At 39.8% G+C, this 16,992-nt stretch carries 15 protein-coding genes; 7 read left to right on the forward strand and 8 right to left on the reverse strand.

What is annotated here, in order from left to right; translation table 11 throughout:
- Positions 1-32: 32 nt before the first annotated feature.
- Positions 33-836: a thioesterase family protein gene (locus tag AC07M3_RS03525; RefSeq protein WP_494566530.1), complete on the reverse strand. Its 804-nt coding sequence runs from the start codon at positions 834-836 to the stop codon at positions 33-35.
- Positions 837-1,033: 197 nt separating this feature from the next.
- Positions 1,034-2,836 (reverse strand): acyl-CoA dehydrogenase C-terminal domain-containing protein, encoded by a 1,803-nt coding sequence (locus AC07M3_RS03530; protein WP_494566531.1) that lies wholly within the window; start codon positions 2,834-2,836, stop codon positions 1,034-1,036.
- 305 nt (positions 2,837-3,141) lie between these two features.
- Between AC07M3_RS03530 and AC07M3_RS03535 the strand changes: the two genes are divergently transcribed.
- Entirely contained in the window at positions 3,142-3,591 is a 450-nt protein-coding gene (locus tag AC07M3_RS03535) for a PaaI family thioesterase (RefSeq protein WP_494566909.1), read from the forward strand.
- 8 nt (positions 3,592-3,599) lie between these two features.
- On the opposite strand, the gene AC07M3_RS03540 is transcribed toward AC07M3_RS03535, so the two are convergent.
- The 6 genes from AC07M3_RS03540 to AC07M3_RS03565 are packed head-to-tail and all read right to left on the reverse strand — an operon-like array spanning position 3,600 to position 10,069.
- A complete protein-coding gene (locus tag AC07M3_RS03540; RefSeq protein WP_494566532.1) occupies positions 3,600-4,829 on the reverse strand; it encodes an MFS transporter in 1,230 nt (409 codons plus the stop codon).
- An 18-nt stretch (positions 4,830-4,847) separates the two neighbouring features.
- Positions 4,848-6,164, reverse strand: a complete 1,317-nt coding sequence (dcaP, locus tag AC07M3_RS03545) for an outer membrane trimeric porin-like protein DcaP (protein WP_494566533.1) — start codon at positions 6,162-6,164, stop codon at positions 4,848-4,850.
- Between the two features lie 39 nt (positions 6,165-6,203).
- The gene (locus AC07M3_RS03550; protein ID WP_262438256.1) at positions 6,204-6,857 is read right to left on the reverse strand and encodes a 3-oxoacid CoA-transferase subunit B; all 654 of its coding nucleotides are present in this window, start codon (positions 6,855-6,857) and stop codon (positions 6,204-6,206) included.
- Complete coding sequence (locus tag AC07M3_RS03555; RefSeq protein WP_133746303.1) at positions 6,857-7,525, reverse strand: 3-oxoacid CoA-transferase subunit A; 669 nt, start codon at positions 7,523-7,525, stop codon at positions 6,857-6,859. Before AC07M3_RS03555 ends, AC07M3_RS03550 begins: the two co-directional genes overlap by 1 nt.
- Positions 7,526-7,572: 47 nt before the next feature.
- Positions 7,573-8,856 carry an MFS transporter gene (locus AC07M3_RS03560; RefSeq protein WP_209733309.1) on the reverse strand — a complete coding sequence of 428 codons (1,284 nt, stop codon included), beginning with the start codon at positions 8,854-8,856 and terminating at the stop codon, positions 7,573-7,575.
- A 58-nt stretch (positions 8,857-8,914) separates the two neighbouring features.
- Complete coding sequence (locus AC07M3_RS03565) at positions 8,915-10,069, reverse strand: acyl-CoA dehydrogenase family protein (protein WP_133746304.1); 1,155 nt, start codon at positions 10,067-10,069, stop codon at positions 8,915-8,917.
- A 311-nt stretch (positions 10,070-10,380) separates the two neighbouring features.
- Here AC07M3_RS03565 and AC07M3_RS03570 point away from each other — a divergent pair, with 311 nt between their 5' ends.
- The 6 genes from AC07M3_RS03570 to AC07M3_RS03595 all read left to right on the forward strand — a co-directional run bounded on the left by AC07M3_RS03570 (position 10,381) and on the right by AC07M3_RS03595 (position 16,952).
- Positions 10,381-11,169 (forward strand): enoyl-CoA hydratase, encoded by a 789-nt coding sequence (locus AC07M3_RS03570; RefSeq protein WP_494566534.1) that lies wholly within the window; start codon positions 10,381-10,383, stop codon positions 11,167-11,169.
- A 29-nt stretch (positions 11,170-11,198) separates the two neighbouring features.
- Positions 11,199-11,960 carry an SDR family oxidoreductase gene (locus AC07M3_RS03575; RefSeq protein ID WP_494566535.1) on the forward strand — a complete coding sequence of 254 codons (762 nt, stop codon included), beginning with the start codon at positions 11,199-11,201 and terminating at the stop codon, positions 11,958-11,960.
- Between the two features lie 61 nt (positions 11,961-12,021).
- Positions 12,022-13,545, forward strand: a complete 1,524-nt coding sequence (locus AC07M3_RS03580; RefSeq protein ID WP_494566536.1) for a 3-hydroxyacyl-CoA dehydrogenase — start codon at positions 12,022-12,024, stop codon at positions 13,543-13,545.
- A gap of 14 nt (positions 13,546-13,559) precedes the next feature.
- Positions 13,560-14,765, forward strand: coding sequence for a 3-oxoadipyl-CoA thiolase (locus AC07M3_RS03585; RefSeq protein WP_494566537.1), 1,206 nt, complete (start codon positions 13,560-13,562; stop codon positions 14,763-14,765).
- A 107-nt stretch (positions 14,766-14,872) separates the two neighbouring features.
- Positions 14,873-15,715, forward strand: coding sequence for an IclR family transcriptional regulator (locus AC07M3_RS03590; protein ID WP_004642385.1), 843 nt, complete (start codon positions 14,873-14,875; stop codon positions 15,713-15,715).
- Between the two features lie 64 nt (positions 15,716-15,779).
- Positions 15,780-16,952, forward strand: a complete 1,173-nt coding sequence (locus tag AC07M3_RS03595; RefSeq protein ID WP_133746310.1) for an MFS transporter — start codon at positions 15,780-15,782, stop codon at positions 16,950-16,952.
- Positions 16,953-16,992: the final 40 nt, after the last annotated feature.

Raw genomic sequence — 16,992 nt, forward strand, 5'->3', positions numbered from 1 at the left:
CTCAGGGATGACTTTTTTATGGGTTCAAATATTTATTTGGTCATCTTACGTAAAGTCAAAATCTGCTCGCTTCGTCCAAATGGGCCATAGGCATCATGTAAAACCGCGCTTGTTAAGCCAATGCCATCCGATCCATATTGCTGAACAGTTTCCAAACCTAACCATTTACCTTGCGGATAACGATGCATGTGAATTTGCAAATCAAGATTTGGAAAGCCCCACGTAAACTCACCTTCTTGTCTTGGTACAATTCCGTTTGCGGTATCTACCATTCCAATTAAATGTGCAAAATCTGTGGTCGGCTGCCCTTCAACCATTTCTTTATCATTATTTAACCAAACGATACCTTTGCCCGCGCGATGCTGATTGTCAGTTTTCGTCTCTAGAGTCTGAATAAAACCACCCGGCCATCTTTTCATACCCTTCCACTGTGTAAACGTATGGGGATGATGAACTGGCTGATCTTCAAGACCAGCAATAGCAGAACTGTCTTGAGTACACATTCGCCATGCTCTGGCAACAATACAGGTTTTACCTTGTGCTTGCATTTCAGCTTCTATTAGCTCAATGGTTTTTCCGGCACGAATCACTTGCGTCTTAATTGTAAATTCACCAAAGGCAATAAGACCGAAGATATCAAAACTAATTCGACCAATTCGCATATCTTGTCGTGGTGAAAACTGCTCTAACTCCGCTGCGATAACTCCACTTGCAGGCGCCATATGCTGTTCATGAGGGTTCCAAGCACCTTGTGCATGAACAGTTGAGCAATAATGAGCAATGACTTCACCTTGAGGACCAATTGTTCTATTCAGTAATTGATAATAAGCATTCATGATTTTCTTTCCTTAGTCCTTATCGAACATCAATATTTAATGAAAGTTCACGTTTTAATGCTTATATTAGTGATCTATTCCTTTGGCTAAATTGGTTTTTCCTACCAAAAACTCATGAGTCTAAAGTTACAAATTTAATCAATGGGTAAAATTCCACATAAAAATCTCACCCATTGATTCTCAAAAACTACTATTTGCTAGAATGCAAAATCCTCTTGGTCAAGTTCCATGACAGATTCAGCCCCTGACTCAATTGCGGCTGCATAGCTTTGTGTACGATGCAAAAGTTTTTGATAGAAAAACTTAGCTGTGCTTAGCTTCGCTTTATAAAAAGCTTCCTCTTGTGTACCTAATGCCAATTTTTCATGGGCAACTTGAGCCATTCGAGCCCAAAGATAGGCAAACACGACGTAACTAGAAAAATAAAGATAATCTACAGAGGCCGCGCCAATTTCTTCTGGATTGTGCTTCGCTTTTTCGGCAATTGTTTTAGTGAGCGATAACCATTGTTGCTTAAGTTCACCTAATTTTTCTAAATAAGGTTTCAGTGCAACATTTGCTTGATGTTGAAGAATGAATTGATCAATTAAATCCGTCATATTCTTTAAGAGCTTGCCTTCTGAATTTAAAACTTTACGTGCAAGCAAATCTAAAGACTGGATTTCGGTTGTTCCCTCATACAATGTTGAAATGCGTGCATCGCGTACAATTTGCTCCATTCCATGCTCAACAATAAATCCATGCCCACCAAACACCTGAACACCATGTTTTGCAGACTCATTACCAGACTCAGTTAAAAACGCTTTAGCAATAGGCGTTAAAAAAGCCAGTAGATTATCAGACTGATTTTGCTGCTCTTGATCGGATGAACTTTCAACAATGTCTACATGTTGAGCTAGAAAATAAGCCAGCGCACGTCCACCTTCAGCAAATGCTTTTTGTGTCATTAACATTGAGCGCACGGCAGGATGCACAATAATCGGATCGGCATTCTTTTCTGGATATTTTGGACCAGATAATGAACGCATTGCGAGCCGCTCTTTTGCATAACTTAATGCACCCTGAAATGAAATTTCTGAAGCAGCAAGCCCTTGTACTGCCGTGCCAATACGTGCCGTATTCATAAAGGTAAACATACAATTAAGCCCACGATTTTCCGGACCAATCAAATAACCTTGAGCACCATCAAAATTAAGAACACAGGTGGCATTTCCGTGAATTCCCATTTTATGTTCAATGGCACTACAGACGACCTGATTGCGATCTTGCAAATTACCTTCATCATCTACATTAAATTTAGGCACGATAAACAAAGAAATACCTTTTGTGCCTGCGGGTGCCTGAGGTAGTCGAGCTAAAACAATATGAATAATATTTTCAGAAAGATCGTGTTCACCTGCCGATATAAAAATCTTTTCCCCAGTAATTGAGTAACTACCATCCGGATTTGGTTCAGCCTTAGTTCTAATTAAACCGAGGTCCGAGCCCGCATGTGATTCGGTTAAACACATGGTTCCAGTCCAGATTCCACTAATTAACTTGGTTAAAAACTGCTGCTTTTGCTGTTCTGTTCCGTGGTGTTCAATTGTTCTCATCGCACCATGAGATAACCCTTGATACATTGCCCAAGCCCAGTTAGAACCACACAACATTTCGGAAATCGCAATACGTAATAGAGTTGGTAAACCCTGCCCACCATATTCAGGGTCGGCAGTTAGAGAGGTAAACCCAAGTTCGGCATATTTTTGGTAGGCTTCTTTAAAACCTTTCGGTGTAGTCACTACGCCTTGATTTAAATGGCACCCTTCTTGATCGCCATTTTGATTAATAGGTGCCAATTCATTTTCACAGAAATCTGCTGCTGCCTCTAAATATTGATCAATTAATTCTCGATTTACGCTTTCCTGATATTTACTTAAACGTTGGTAGTTCTCTTCAGTTTGAAGCATTTCATGCAGAACAAATTGCATATCACGTAATGGAGCTTTATATAAAGGCATAGTTTTTCCCTTTCACTTCACTGCCCGTTTCATGCAGGCAGATATAGTTTTTTCCTTAAATAGACTTTTATTATTTCAACATTATCAAAATATCAAAAAATTTCTTATAGCAAAACTAATTTTCACTATTTTAATAAAATTTAACATGTAAAAACATCCATTAAATATTTAATATGTTGTATTTAAATATTTTTATTAAATATATAGGTATAAAATTAGAAAACTGACCTCTATTTTAATTTTGTACTGCAAAATATTATTCCGTAAAAAATCAATTTATAGTATTGTGATTACATTGCTTAATCATCCAAGGACGATTTATGAATAGCCCGAAATACACAGGTCTTGAATTTTTAACAGCTTTAAGAAATGGCGAAGTTTCTCCATCGCCTATGGCTCATACCATCCCCATGCAATTAGTAGAAGTTTCCGAAGGTAAAGCCACTTATAAAGTTACACCTAGACAAGAACATCGAAACATACAAGGCGGTGTACACGGCGGCTTTTGTGCCACAGCTTTAGATACTGCTACAGGAAGTGCTGCGCATACCCTGCTCGAACATGGAGTGGGTTATGGGACTATTGATTTGAATGTAAAAATGATTCGTCCTATGCAAGTTGATACGTCTTACTACGCAAAGGCCGAGTTGATTAATGCGGGGCGCAATATTATTAGCACCGAAGGTAAAATTGTGGATGAAAATGGAAAAGTATATGCTTTTGCCACAGCCACATTAATGATTATTCGAAAATAAAAGTCGTGTTAAGCTCCTCCTTCTGGAGCTTTTTCTTGTTTTTCGATTTTGTTCATTTCATAAAAATCTAAGCGATCAATCATAAAACTCACAATGGCTAGACTTATACCTAAGGTGACACAGGCTTCCCATCCCCAGTGTTTCCATGCATAAACTGCAATAAAAGAACCCAAGGCAGCTCCACCAAAATAGAGCGTCATATAAATTGAGTTAATGCGGGAACGAGCCTGCGCGGAAATTCGATAAACCAGATTTTGGTTGAGTACATGAAATGCCGATAGCCCGAAGTAAGCCATAATCACGCCAACCGCATAGGCCACTAAAGATTGCTGTGCAAAAAATAGTGGTATCCATGCAGTAATTAATAAGACCATGCTAACCAATGCAACTTTATTCTCAAGTCCCGCTGCAATTTTCTTCCCCGCCCATGGTGTGGCAAACACACCTGCTAACCCGACAATTCCAAATAAACCAATTTGGAAATCATTAAAATGATATGGAGCATTGGCTAAAAGGAATGTCATGGTTGTAAAAATAAGTGCCAAAATACCAAAACCAATTCCACCAGCAAAACCACGGCGAAGCAGATGAGGTTGATTTACCGCTAATGAAAATAATGAACTGTAAATTTGTAGAATATTGAGTTGATGAGATTTACGTGCTACCGGTAATTTTGACCACATGACCCAAGCAAAAACCAGAATGACGATTCCACTAATTAAATAAACGGCATGCCAAGACCAAACTGTAGAAAGTAAACCCGCAATAGAGCGTGCCAATAAAATTCCCAAAAACAAACCACTCATGAGAGTCCCAACAACTTGCGGGCTTTTTTTCGGTCCTGCCAAACCTGCAGCAAATGGAACCAAAACTTGAGTTGCAATAGAAAAGAATGTCGCTAAAAAGGTAAAGCCATATAAGACCGGTAAAGTTTGGCTAAAAGAAAGCCCCACTTGTGCAAGCCCCGTACAACACATGAGCAAACAAATATAACTACGCTTTTCAAAGAAATCACCGAGTGGAACCAATAGAAACAGGCCAACCGCATAAGACAATTGTCCAATCACAATGGTTAAAGCCACTTGCTCGGCATTAGCCTGCAAGGCTTTGGCAATTGAATAAATTAAAGGCTGGTTATAATAGTTCGAGCCTGCACAAATTCCGCATGTCATCGCCATGATAAAAATAAAGCTTTTTGACAAAATATTCTCTGCATCGGGTCGAACTATTTTTTCCATTTTTAATTACGCCCTATTTTAAAATTTATACATCGACACAAAGTTTACGCGTGACACATCGGCTGTTCTGCCATCAAAGACTTCACGTTTACCTTGATGGTATTCCATGCCGATATCCATTTGTTCAATAGGTGAATAAAAGACGTTAGCAGCATAGTCGGTTAAACGCTTATTGGCATCGGGATTAAGTTTTGCATAAGCCGTGTCGTCATCATAATCAAACACTGAAGCCGATAAGTTTGCACGCCATTGTTCATTAAATTTATATGAATAACCAATATTTACGCTATTGAGTTTATTCATAACTAAATCTGTTTTGTCTTCATTTAAAGAGAAATCACCCGCTGCATTTAAACTTGTTGAATTTGCCAAGCCGCTTTGCGTGGTATACGGCATAAATTTTTGATCACCAACAATATATTGATAATTAGCCTGTACCGATTGCTGTGGCGTTAATTGGTATTTTAACCCGCCGCCTGCGCCCCAACTTACTTTCTTCACTGTTGCGGTGGCTACATCTGCTGACTTCTCGTTAATAAAACCTTGAGCAAGTGCAGTTAAAGGCCCTTGTTTAAAGCTATAGCGTCCCGTTAATGATGGAAAAGCCGAGACTCTGGAACCTGTATATTCTAGAGCCACTTTTAAATCATTATTGACATCAATTTTCCAGTCATAGCGAATTTGAGGTGTCCGTGTATAAGAGGTTCCAACAAATTGCGTGTAATCGACGGCTTCTGTACGTGTTTCCATGTTGGACATGAGTGACCATGTTTGACCAAAGGTCCAATCTTTATAAGTGAAAAATGCATGGCGAATACGGAATTTACCGTCCCCTGTTCCCATGTTAGAGCTATCAAAGAAATCGGCTTCAATATTTCCCGTCACTGCTTTATTTGGGCTATTAAAATAAACACCTAGCCTGCTTGCATTAATCATGGCATCAGAACGGGCATGATTAGAACGTTTATCACTCTCAAAAGGTGTTCGGTACAAACTGCTGGTTGTTCTTCCCCCCGAATCAGGTGAAGATTTAAAATCGACCGCCGCATCAATACGGGCAATACCATAAACCTTAACATTATCAGTCCACGTCACCCATGACGGAGCAATGGGTTTAGCAGGTTCAATTGGTTTATTTTTTTCGATGTTCTCTTCAATTTTTACCTGTTTGACCTGTAAATTATTTTGAGTTTGTTTTTGAGCTGCGAGTTCTGCTTTTAACTTTTGTAGCTCAGTTTCTAGCAAATTAATTCGCTGTTCTGTTGTATCTGAAGAATTTGCAAAAATAGTCCCTGAAGCCGCAGCGCAAGCAGCAGCTAAAATTAATTTTTTCATCTTTTAATCCTTAAAGAAGCTTTTTTCCATGTGTATAAATTAGGCTACACGTGCATCTATCAACTCACAGTCTGTGACTGCCTGTAATTCATTGAAAGTTAAGCCTTCCACCATTTCCTTGACATAGGCTTTTCGGTCTTTGAGTTCAATAATGCATAAATCGGTATAAATACGGTTTACACACTGCTCACCAGTCATTGGATATGTAAGTTCCTTTACAATTTTGGACTCACCTTTTTTGGTGACATGTTCCATATAGACATAAATCGTTTTAGCGCCAACTGCCAAATCCATGGCACCACCAACTGCCGGTACATCATCTGCTTTACCGGTATGCCAGTTTGCCAAGTCTCCATTTACAGCAACTTGAAATGCACCAATCACGCAAATATCTAAATGGCCACCACGCATAATGTCAAACGAGTCACCGTGATGCATAAAGCACCCACCATCTAATAAAGTGACAAGTTCTTTTCCAGCATTGACTAAATCTTGGTCTTCTTCGCCTGGTTGTGGCGGTGGACCAAAAGCCAAAACACCATTTTCCGAATGTAAAAAGATTTCTTTGTCTTTTGGCAAAAATTTGGCAACGTTAGTAGGCAGGCCAATACCTAAATTGACGTACGAACCTTCTGGAATGTCATTAGCAATGAGTTTGGCAATATCTTCACGAGAACGTTTTTGAACTGACATTAGATATCTCCTACTTTTACAACGTGCTGAACAAAAATTCCCGGTGTAATAATGCACTCTGGGTCAAGTGTTCCTAGCTCTACGGTGTCATTAACTTGAACAATCGTATTTTTTGCGGCTTTTGCCATAATGGGGCCAAAATTACGGGCCGCTTTGCGATAAGTTAAATTACCCCAACGGTCCGCCTTATCTGCATAAATCAGAGCAAAATCAGCTTCAAGTGGATATTCAAGTACATAATTTTTGCCATTAATAGTTCGCGTTTCTTTACCCTCGGCAACTTTGGTGCCATAGCCAGTTGGAGTAAAAACAGCTCCTAATCCTGCACCTGCTGCTTGAATACGGCATGCCAAATTCCCTTGTGGAACCAGCTCTAGCTCGATTTTTCCCGCACGATATAAGTCTTGAAAAACAGTTGATCCAGCAGATTTCGGAAATGAACAAATCATTTTTTTAACACAACCAGCAATAATCAGATTTGTTAAACCACGATCACCCGAAGCTGCATTGTTATTTACAATGGTGAGTTCTTTTTTTCCTAAATCAATTAAGGCTTCAATTAATTCAGCAGGTTGCCCCGTAACACCAAACCCGCCTGTCATGATGGTTGCTCCATCAGGAATAGCTTTTAAGATTGGTTCAATGTCACTGGTGATTTTATTTATCATCTCACTTGTCCCTTTTCATCCTTAATTTAAGGTGACAGATTGATCTGTCACTCTGCCTTTTGCGGGTTAAATAATCGGTCTTTAATGAATAACAATGGAATCACACCGCAGATAAAATAAGCAGCTGCCATCACCAATAGCCCTAAACCAATAGAACCACTTTGCGATAAATAACCAATTGTAAGTGGAGAGAAAATCGACAGAACCTTGCCAATATTATAGGCACCACCAACCGCAGAACCACGAATCGAAGTCGGGAAGCTTTCAGTCATATAGGTGGCATTAATGGCGTATGGAATGCCATACAAGAAACCGAAGAACAGCATCATCCATAAAATATTAGTGGGTGTATTTAAATAGACAATGACAGGAATAAATAAGGCTGTACCAATGGTTCCAAATGCAAACACAGCACGGCGACCCAATTTATCCGCAACAATCCCTGCAATCACTTTGGCAAACATCATAATCAGGAAAGTACCGACCATATACATCGCCATTTCTTTAAACTTGATGCCAAGATCGGACTCTAAATAAGCTGGTAACCAGTTACTTACGCCGTAATAACCAAACTGTAAAGCGCCTGTACTAATAATCCAAAGAACAAACATGGTGCCATGTTTTTTATCTTTTAAAATTTCAAGATAAGGATTCTGACGTTTTTTAGGATGAGAACTTTGAGCCACTTCTACAGCTTTTAATTGACGAGCTTTTTTCCATGATTCAGGTTCAGGTACACAAAAGTGCATCAAAATCGACAACACCACAGGGGTAATTGCAATCCAGTACAGGAAACGCCAGCCGTGTTCAGGAATAATATGACCTGCTAACAAGGTCGCAAGTAATGATCCTAAGGTATAACCCGTCATCAAGGTTGCCAATACCGTGGTACGATGTTTAGTCGGAACCATTTCTGACATTAAAATATTACAGGCAATATATAATGCACCCAGCCCCATCGAACCAAAGACACGTACAATGGCAAACTGCATATAAGAATCAGTAAAACCAAGCGCACATGTTAAAACTGAAGAATAAGCAATAAAAAACACAATAATGCGAACCCGTCCAAAACGGTCACATGCCCAACCACCAATCAGGCCACCAATTGCTGAACCTAAAAGTGTTAAACTTCCTAAAGTACCTGCCTGCACACCCGTTAAATGAAACTCTGCTTTAAGACTAGTAAGGCTCAATGCCAAAAAACCTAAATCGGCCCCATCACATAACAATGTTAAAAAAGCGAATATAAATGCTGTAATCCAAATCTTTTTTGGTGTCTGGATAGCTTCACTGCTAGCCGTATTCTGCGTAATTGTTTCTGTTGTCATGTCCATATCCTCAGAAGGAACATGAGGCATCCGATGCCTCATGGCATTTAATTTTTTATTAGGCTGTAGCTTCCCTAATCATGTTTTTGGCAATAATAATTTGTTGAACTTGCGTGGTTCCTTCATATAAACGGAACAAACGCACATCACGATAAAAACGTTCAATGGCATATTCGCTGATATAACCTGCCCCACCGTGAATTTGTACGCAGCGATCTGCCACTCGACCACACATTTCGGTCGCAAACATTTTTGCGCAAGACGCTTCGGTGCTAATGTTTTCGCCATTGTCACGGCGGCGAGCTGCATCTAGAACCATACATTTAGCAGCGTAAATCTCGGCTTTTGAGTCGGCGAGCATGGCTTGAATAAGCTGGAAGTTCGCAATAGGTTGACCGAACTGTTTGCGCTCAATTGCATAGTGAAGTGCGTCATTTAACATGCGCTCAGAAACACCCACGCTATATGCACCAATGTGCAAACGCCCTTTATCTAGAACTTTCATGGCAGTTTTAAAACCAACACCTTCTACACCGCCAATAAGTGCAGATGCAGGTACACGGCAATTTTCAAAAATAACATCACACGTGTGCGATCCTTTTTGCCCCATTTTTTGGTCAATTTTTCCCAAAGTAATGCCCGGTGTGTTCGCTTCTACTAAAAAAGCTGAAATACCGCCCGACCCTTTAATTTCAGGATTAGTTCGTGCCATTACCGTAAAAGTTGCAGCATGCGGTGCATTGGTAATAAAACGCTTAGTACCATTTAGAACGTAAAAATCACCATCTTTTACTGCACTGGTTTTTAAAGAGGCTGCATCCGACCCTGACTCAGGTTCAGTTAAACAAAATGAACCTATAATTTCGCCACTTGCATAACGTGGTAAATATTTTTGCTTTTGCTCTTCTGTGCCATCAATCAAAATCGCGCTTGAGCCAATTCCATTATTGGTACCAATTAAAGAACGGAAAGCTGGTGAGGTTTGCCCAAGTTCAAATGCGACTCTTACCTCTTCTTCCATGGTGATGCCTAAGCCACCATATTCTTCTGGAATTGTGAGTCCGAACAAACCAAGCTCACGCATTTGCTGCACAATGTCATCCGGAATTTTATCTTTCTCTACCACTTCGTTTTCACGAGGGATCAATTCATTTTTTACAAAATCTCGAATTGTTGAAAGTAATTGTTCCAACATCCCTTCATCACGGATCATCTGTGATCTCCCTTCTTATGTATTTTCATCGTACCCATCAGCCAATTCCAGCTTGTCTGGCTACCATGTTTTAAATCTTGTTTACTGCGGATTTGTTTCATAGTACGAGAACGAAAACACAAATTTCAAGCTTTTTTGAAAATTAATTTCGTTTAACGAAATTTAAAAACATACCAATACACAATATCAATCACTTAGGTTCTTTAAGGGATCACAATTGCTCTATTAGATTAAATAATACTTGAAATAAATTCCAAAATAAGCATCATAAAAGGAATATAGTTTTGATATGCGAAACAAGGAATGCGAAAATGAGCAAAGAAATAGGGAATAATTTCGTAAAAGTTGATTACACCATTCAAAAAATAGCGATTGTAAAAATTAACCGCCCAGAAGTTAAAAATGCCTTAAACGGTGAAGTTCGTAAGCAATTAGCTCAAATTTTTTCCGAATTAAGTTTTAACGATGAGATCAATGCCGTTGTACTCACTGGCGGAGATGAAGTTTTTGCTGCAGGTGCAGATTTAAAAGAAATGGCAACAGCAACTTCAACAGAAATGCTATTACGTCACACTGAACGTTATTGGAATGCAATTGCCCAGTGTCCTAAACCAGTGATTGCGGCTGTAAATGGCTATGCGTTAGGTGGTGGTTGTGAATTGGCGATGCATGCCGACATTATTATTGCCGGTAAAAGTGCAGTTTTTGGACAACCAGAAATTAAAGTTGGTTTAATGCCAGGTGCTGGTGGCACACAACGTTTATTTCGTGCCGTCGGTAAATTTCATGCTATGCGTATGATTATGACAGGTGCCATGGTGAAGGCTGAAGAAGCTTATATCATTGGGCTTGTTTCACAAGTGACAGAAGACGACCAAACCATTCCCACCGCTATTCAAATGGCGCAAAGCCTAGCAAAAATGCCACCTATCGCCTTGCAGCAAATTAAAGAAGTTGCACTCATGAGTGAAGATGTTCCATTAAATGCTGGCTTAACCCTAGAGCGAAAAGCCTTCCAACTGCTGTTCTCTACCGAAGATAAAAATGAAGGTGTGCAAGCTTTTATTGAAAAACGCAAACCGTCTTATCAAGGCAAATAATTTAAATCAATAAGAACAAAGGAATGGAAATGGCTAAAAAAGTATTTATTAGTGCAGGTGGTTCAGGGATTGGACGATACATCGCTGAGGCATTTTTAAACAATGATGATGAAGTTTTCATTTGTGATATCAATGCTCAAAGTCTAGAACAGTTTCAGAAAGATTTTCCAAAGCTGCATATATATGCATGTGATTTAGCAGAGCCTGAGCAAATTAAGCTGATGTTTGCCGAAGCGATCAAAAAACTTGGCTATATTGATGTTTTAGTGAACAACACAGGCATTTCAGGCCCAACCGTTGCAGCAGATGAACTAAGTTTTGATGACTGGAATACGGTTATTAATTTGAATCTGAATAGCACTTTTTTAATTACTCAATTAGCGATTCCCTTGTTAAAGCAATCAGGCGCCGGTGTCATTATTAATATGTCATCAATTGCAGGTCGCTTAGGCTATCCATATCGTTTGGCGTATTCCACCTCAAAATGGGGTCTCATTGGTTTTACCAAAACGCTTTCTATGGAACTCGGTGCAGATAATATTCGAGTTAACGCTATTCTTCCGGGTGCTGTTGATGGTGAGCGTGTGCAGCGCGTTTTACAGGCCCGCGCCGATGTAGCCCATAACTCACTTGAACAAGTCACACAAAATGCACTTAAAAATCAGTCACTCAAATATTTTGTAAATCCGAAACATATCGCAGATTTATGCCTATTTTTAGCCTCAGAGAGTGGGCGTTCTATTTCAGGCCAGATCTTACCAATTGATGGTGATAAACAATGCTTAAGCTAAATCACCAACCTTTATTTATCCGCTTAATTTCAAATACAGATCAATAATCAGGATGATCGACATGACTTATGATATTAAAAGCATGGCTGTGATTGGTGTAGGTATTATGGGCAGTGGTATTGCTCAAATTGCTGCACAATCAGGACATACCACTTATTTATATGATGCTAAAGTAGGTGCAGCAGAACAAGCAAAAGAACAACTTGCTGCTACATTTCAAAAGTTAGTCGACAAAAATAAAATTACGGCTGAACAAGCAGCATCGGCAAATAGTCATTTAATTGTTGCACAACAAATTGAAGATTTAAAAGATTGCGACTTGATTATTGAAGCCATTGTTGAACGTCTGGATATCAAACAAAGTTTGATGCAACAACTTGAAGAGGTTGTTTCTGAAAATACCATCCTAGCTTCCAACACATCTTCTCTTTCTATCACAGCAATTGCTGCAAACTGTAAAAAACCTGAACGCGTGGTGGGCTACCATTTCTTTAACCCTGTTCCACTCATGAAAGTTGTTGAGGTCATTCGGGGCTTAAAAACCGATCCACTTATTATCGACACTTTAAATAGCTTGTCTCGTGCATTCGGCCACCGCCCTGTAGTTGCTAAGGACACACCAGGATTTATTATTAATCATGCTGGACGAGCTTACGGAACTGAAGCTTTAAAAATTTTAAATGAAAATGTCTGCGACATTAGTGAAATTGACCGAATTCTACGTGACGGCGTTGGTTTTAGAATGGGGCCCTTCGAGCTAATGGATTTAACAGGGCTTGACGTCTCTCATCCTGTCATGGAATCGATTTACCATCAATATTATGAAGAAGCCCGTTACAAACCTAACCCTTTAACCAAACAAATGTTGGAGGCAAAACAACTCGGACGCAAGGTTAATCAAGGTTTTTATAATTATGAAACTGGTTCAAAAACAGGTGAACAACCTGCCAAGTTTGTAGACCGTTTAGCGCAATATCCAAAAGTTTGGGTAGCAGCAGATTTCTCTGAAGATAAAAAGCAGCTTGAAGATTATTTAACTCAGCAAAATATTGCCTTAGATACTGGCTCTGCACCGCAATCAGATAGTTTATGTTTACTCGCTTGTTACGGCGAAGACACAACTCAAGCAGCTATACGCCTAGGTGTTAATCCCGAGCAAGCAGTTGCTATAGACATGTTATATGGCATTGCAAAACATCGCACATTAATGCCTTCACTTGTTACCAAAGCTGACTACCGTCAGGCAGCTCACTCTATTTTCAATTTAGATGGAAATACGCTCAGCATGATTGCTGAAAGTATCGGGTTCGTTGCTCAGCGTGTTCTAGCCATGGTCATTAATTTAGGCTGCGATATTGCCCAGCAAAATATTGCAACAGTAGATGATATTAATGCGGCAGTACGTCTTGGTCTAGGCTATCCATTTGGCCCAATTGAGTGGGGTGATCACGTCGGTCGTCAAAAAATCTTACTCATTCTCAACCGTATAACAGCACTTACCCATGACCCGCGCTATCGCCCTAGCCCATGGTTACAACGTCGCGTCGCGCTTAATTTATCTCTCACTTTTACTCATGAGTCTTGAAAAGGAACTTCTCAATGTTAAATGCTTATATTTATGATGGTTTACGTAGCCCAATTGGTCGCCATGCAGGTGAACTTGCCTCAATTCGTCCAGATGATTTAGCTGCAACGGTTATTCAAAAGTTACTTGAAAAAACTGGTGTTCCGGGTGCTGATATTGAAGATGTAATTTTAGGTGATACCAACCAAGCAGGTGAAGATAGCCGTAATGTTGCGAGAAACGCGCTTTTACTTGCAGGTTTACCTGTCACTGTACCGGGCCAAACTGTAAACCGTTTATGTGCCAGTGGTTTAGGTGCTGTGATTGACTCTGCGCGTGCTATTACTTGTGGTGAAGGCGAGTTATATATTGCAGGTGGCGTAGAAAGTATGTCTCGCGCACCTTTTGTGATGGGTAAAGCTGAAAGCGCTTATAGCCGTGATGCGAAAATCTATGACACTACGATTGGTTCTCGTTTTCCAAATAAAAAAATTATTGCTCAGTACGGCGGTCATTCAATGCCTGAAACGGGCGATAATGTTGCTGCCGACTTTGGTATTACACGAGAGCAAGCCGATTTATTTGCGGCTCAGTCACAAGCCAAATATCAAAAAGCCAAAGAAGAAGGTTTCTTTGCGGGTGAAATCACCCCAATTGAGGTTTTCCAAGGCAAAAAACTACCTCCAAAACTGGTTTCTGAAGATGAACACCCTCGCCCAAGCTCGACTGTTGAAGCACTTACGAAATTAAAACCATTGTTTGAAGGTGGTGTAGTGACTGCTGGGAACGCTTCAGGTATTAATGACGGCGCTGCGGCACTCCTGATTGGTTCAGAAGCCGCAGGTCAAAAATATGGCTTAAAGCCTATGGCAAAAATATTTTCAGCAGCAGCAGCGGGTATTGAACCCCGTATTATGGGGGCTGGCCCTATCGAAGCTATTAAAAAAGCAGTTGCACGTGCAGGGCTGACTTTAGATGACATGGATATTATTGAAATTAATGAAGCTTTTGCCTCACAAGTGTTGTCTTGCTTAAAAGGCTTAAATGTTGATTTTAATGATCCGCGCGTAAATCCAAATGGCGGTGCAATTGCTATTGGTCATCCACTTGGTGCTTCTGGTGCCCGTCTTGCCTTAACTGTGGCACGCGAACTCATTCGTCGTAAAAAGAAATATGCTGTCGTAAGCCTATGTATTGGTGTGGGTCAAGGCCTCGCTATGGTGATTGAAAACGTTTCATAATTACCAAACCAGATATCCATTCATCACAACAGCGCAGTGATGAATGGATTTATTTTGCAGAGCGAAATATAATAGCAAAACTTTGCTTTATTATATTTGAGGATCGAATGTCTCAGAATTCAAAAACTGAACAACCAATAAATTTTGATGAGATACGCCTAGATCCTATTTCACATATTCATCGGGAAAATAACCCTCAATTTATCGCTTCCTTAGCGCGTGGCTTAGAACTTTTACGCTGCTTTTCTGCAAATAATCAGGTGCTTGGAAATCAAGAACTGGCAAAAATGACAGGTTTACCAAAACCGACTATTGCACGTATTACCAATACCCTTGTGTCATTAGGTTATTTAAAACAATTGCCTAACTCGACCAAATATACCCTAGACATTGGTGTTTTATCTTTAGGATATGCAGCATTGTCGAATATTTCTATCCGTACTATTGCTCATCAATATATGGAAGAGATGAGTCAACATGTGCAAGCGCCTGTGGCAATGGCAACACGTGACCGACTCAATATGGTGTATATCGATGTGGTACAAATTGAAACTGCATTAAATATGCGCCGTCCAATTGGCTCAACTTTGCCACTTCATAGTAGTTCAATGGGAAGAGCATGCTTAGCGGCGACTCCTGAACGTGAACGTAATTTTTTACTTGATGCGCTTAAACAAAAGAACGCTGAAAACTGGCCTGCCATCAAACGCTCTTTAGAACGAGCTTTCCGAGATTATCAAGATTACGGATATTGTTTGTCTTTAGGTGAATGGCATAAAGAAGTGAACTCGGTCGCTGTACCATTAGTCAGCTCTAAACACGGTCTTTATGTCTTTAACTGTGGTGCGCCAAGTTTCCATTTAAATCCGGAAAAACTTGAAGGTGAAATTGGACCACGTTTAATCCATATGGTGCACAATATTCAAGATGCTTTGAATGAAACGCACTAACAACCGTACTTAGAAAAGTAATGGTTGTGATGATTAAAGTTCCTCTTTCATTATGACAATAGGCATGATGAAAAACGCACTCTATACCCCAACCATTATTTTAATGGCTATTGCAGCAGGCATCTGTACTGGCGGAAATTATTTTAGCCAACCACTCATTCATTCGATTAGTTTAAGCTTAAATTTAACCGAAACCACCACGGCATGGGTGCCTACTTTAGCCCAGATTACCTATGCTTGTGGCTTACTCTTTTTAATGCCATTAGGCGACATTTTAGAAAAGCGCAAACTGCTCTTCATCTTTATGTTACTGGCTGCAAGTGGATTAATTATTAGTGGTTTTTCACACAATATTTATCTGCTCTTATTAGGTACAATCATTACTGGTCTATTTTCCAGTTCAGCCCAGCTTCTATTACCCCTTGCTGCAAGTCTGGTTCCCATTCAACAAAGTGGTCGTGTTGTTGGTTTTTTACTGAGTGGTCTCATGATGGGAGTTTTACTCGCTCGCTCCCTATCAGGGTTAATGTCTACGCTTTTTGCATGGAATGTAATTTATCTGGTCAGTGGCTTTTTATTATTGGTTATCGCCATTATTTTGCACCGTAGTATTGGATTGTTCCCACCCACCAAGTCTGAAAACTATGCAAAAACCATCCGCTCACTTCCACAAATTTTTATCCAAAATCGACGTTTAAGAACCAGAACTTATATTGGTGGTTTTACATTTGCTTGCGTGAGCTTAACCTTTACCACCATGTCATTACTTTTGGCGCCCGCTCCCTATTTTTTTAGTGACTTTACGATTGGTCTTTTCGGTTTTGTTGGCGTTTTAGGAACTTTCGTTGCCAATTTTTCAGGCAAATTTATTGACCAAGGGTATATCCACAAAATTTCAATTTATTGCGGCGTAGGGCTTATTCTAAGCTGGATTCTTTTTTCACTTTTACCCTACCATTTCATTTTTTATATTATTGCCTTACTCATTCTATACGCTTCACTTTCCGCAGTTCATGTCACCAATCAAAGTATTGTATTTAAGCTTAATCAAGAATTACGTTCGCGTTTTAATGCGATTTATATGACGGGTTATTTTGCTGGCGGCGCTTTAGGCACCACAGCTGGAAGCTATGCTTGGAAACATTTTGGTTGGACGGGTGTCTGTATCTTAGGCTTAATTTTTGCCGTCTTGTGTCTTTATTATTGTATCGCTGATGCAAAAGATCAGCACAACTAGTAAGCTTGTGCTGATCTTAAACGAATAACTTTCAATAATT

Source organism: Acinetobacter sp. GW821-FHT09D10 (assembly GCF_059416285.1).

Coding starts and splice junctions, on each gene's coding strand:
- AC07M3_RS03540 (WP_494566532.1), bottom strand. CDS start 4,829: ATGGAAAAAATAGTTCGACCCGATGCAGAGAATATTTTGTCAAAAAGC.
- AC07M3_RS03575 (WP_494566535.1), top strand. CDS start 11,199: ATGGCTAAAAAAGTATTTATTAGTGCAGGTGGTTCAGGGATTGGACGA.
- AC07M3_RS03580 (WP_494566536.1), top strand. CDS start 12,022: ATGACTTATGATATTAAAAGCATGGCTGTGATTGGTGTAGGTATTATG.
- AC07M3_RS03560 (WP_209733309.1), bottom strand. CDS start 8,856: ATGACAACAGAAACAATTACGCAGAATACGGCTAGCAGTGAAGCTATC.
- AC07M3_RS03530 (WP_494566531.1), bottom strand. CDS start 2,836: ATGCCTTTATATAAAGCTCCATTACGTGATATGCAATTTGTTCTGCAT.
- AC07M3_RS03550 (WP_262438256.1), bottom strand. CDS start 6,857: ATGTCAGTTCAAAAACGTTCTCGTGAAGATATTGCCAAACTCATTGCT.
- dcaP (WP_494566533.1), bottom strand. CDS start 6,164: ATGAAAAAATTAATTTTAGCTGCTGCTTGCGCTGCGGCTTCAGGGACT.
- AC07M3_RS03585 (WP_494566537.1), top strand. CDS start 13,560: ATGTTAAATGCTTATATTTATGATGGTTTACGTAGCCCAATTGGTCGC.
- AC07M3_RS03565 (WP_133746304.1), bottom strand. CDS start 10,069: ATGATCCGTGATGAAGGGATGTTGGAACAATTACTTTCAACAATTCGA.
- AC07M3_RS03595 (WP_133746310.1), top strand. CDS start 15,780: ATGATGAAAAACGCACTCTATACCCCAACCATTATTTTAATGGCTATT.
- AC07M3_RS03525 (WP_494566530.1), bottom strand. CDS start 836: ATGAATGCTTATTATCAATTACTGAATAGAACAATTGGTCCTCAAGGT.
- AC07M3_RS03555 (WP_133746303.1), bottom strand. CDS start 7,525: ATGATAAATAAAATCACCAGTGACATTGAACCAATCTTAAAAGCTATT.
- AC07M3_RS03570 (WP_494566534.1), top strand. CDS start 10,381: ATGAGCAAAGAAATAGGGAATAATTTCGTAAAAGTTGATTACACCATT.
- AC07M3_RS03590 (WP_004642385.1), top strand. CDS start 14,873: ATGTCTCAGAATTCAAAAACTGAACAACCAATAAATTTTGATGAGATA.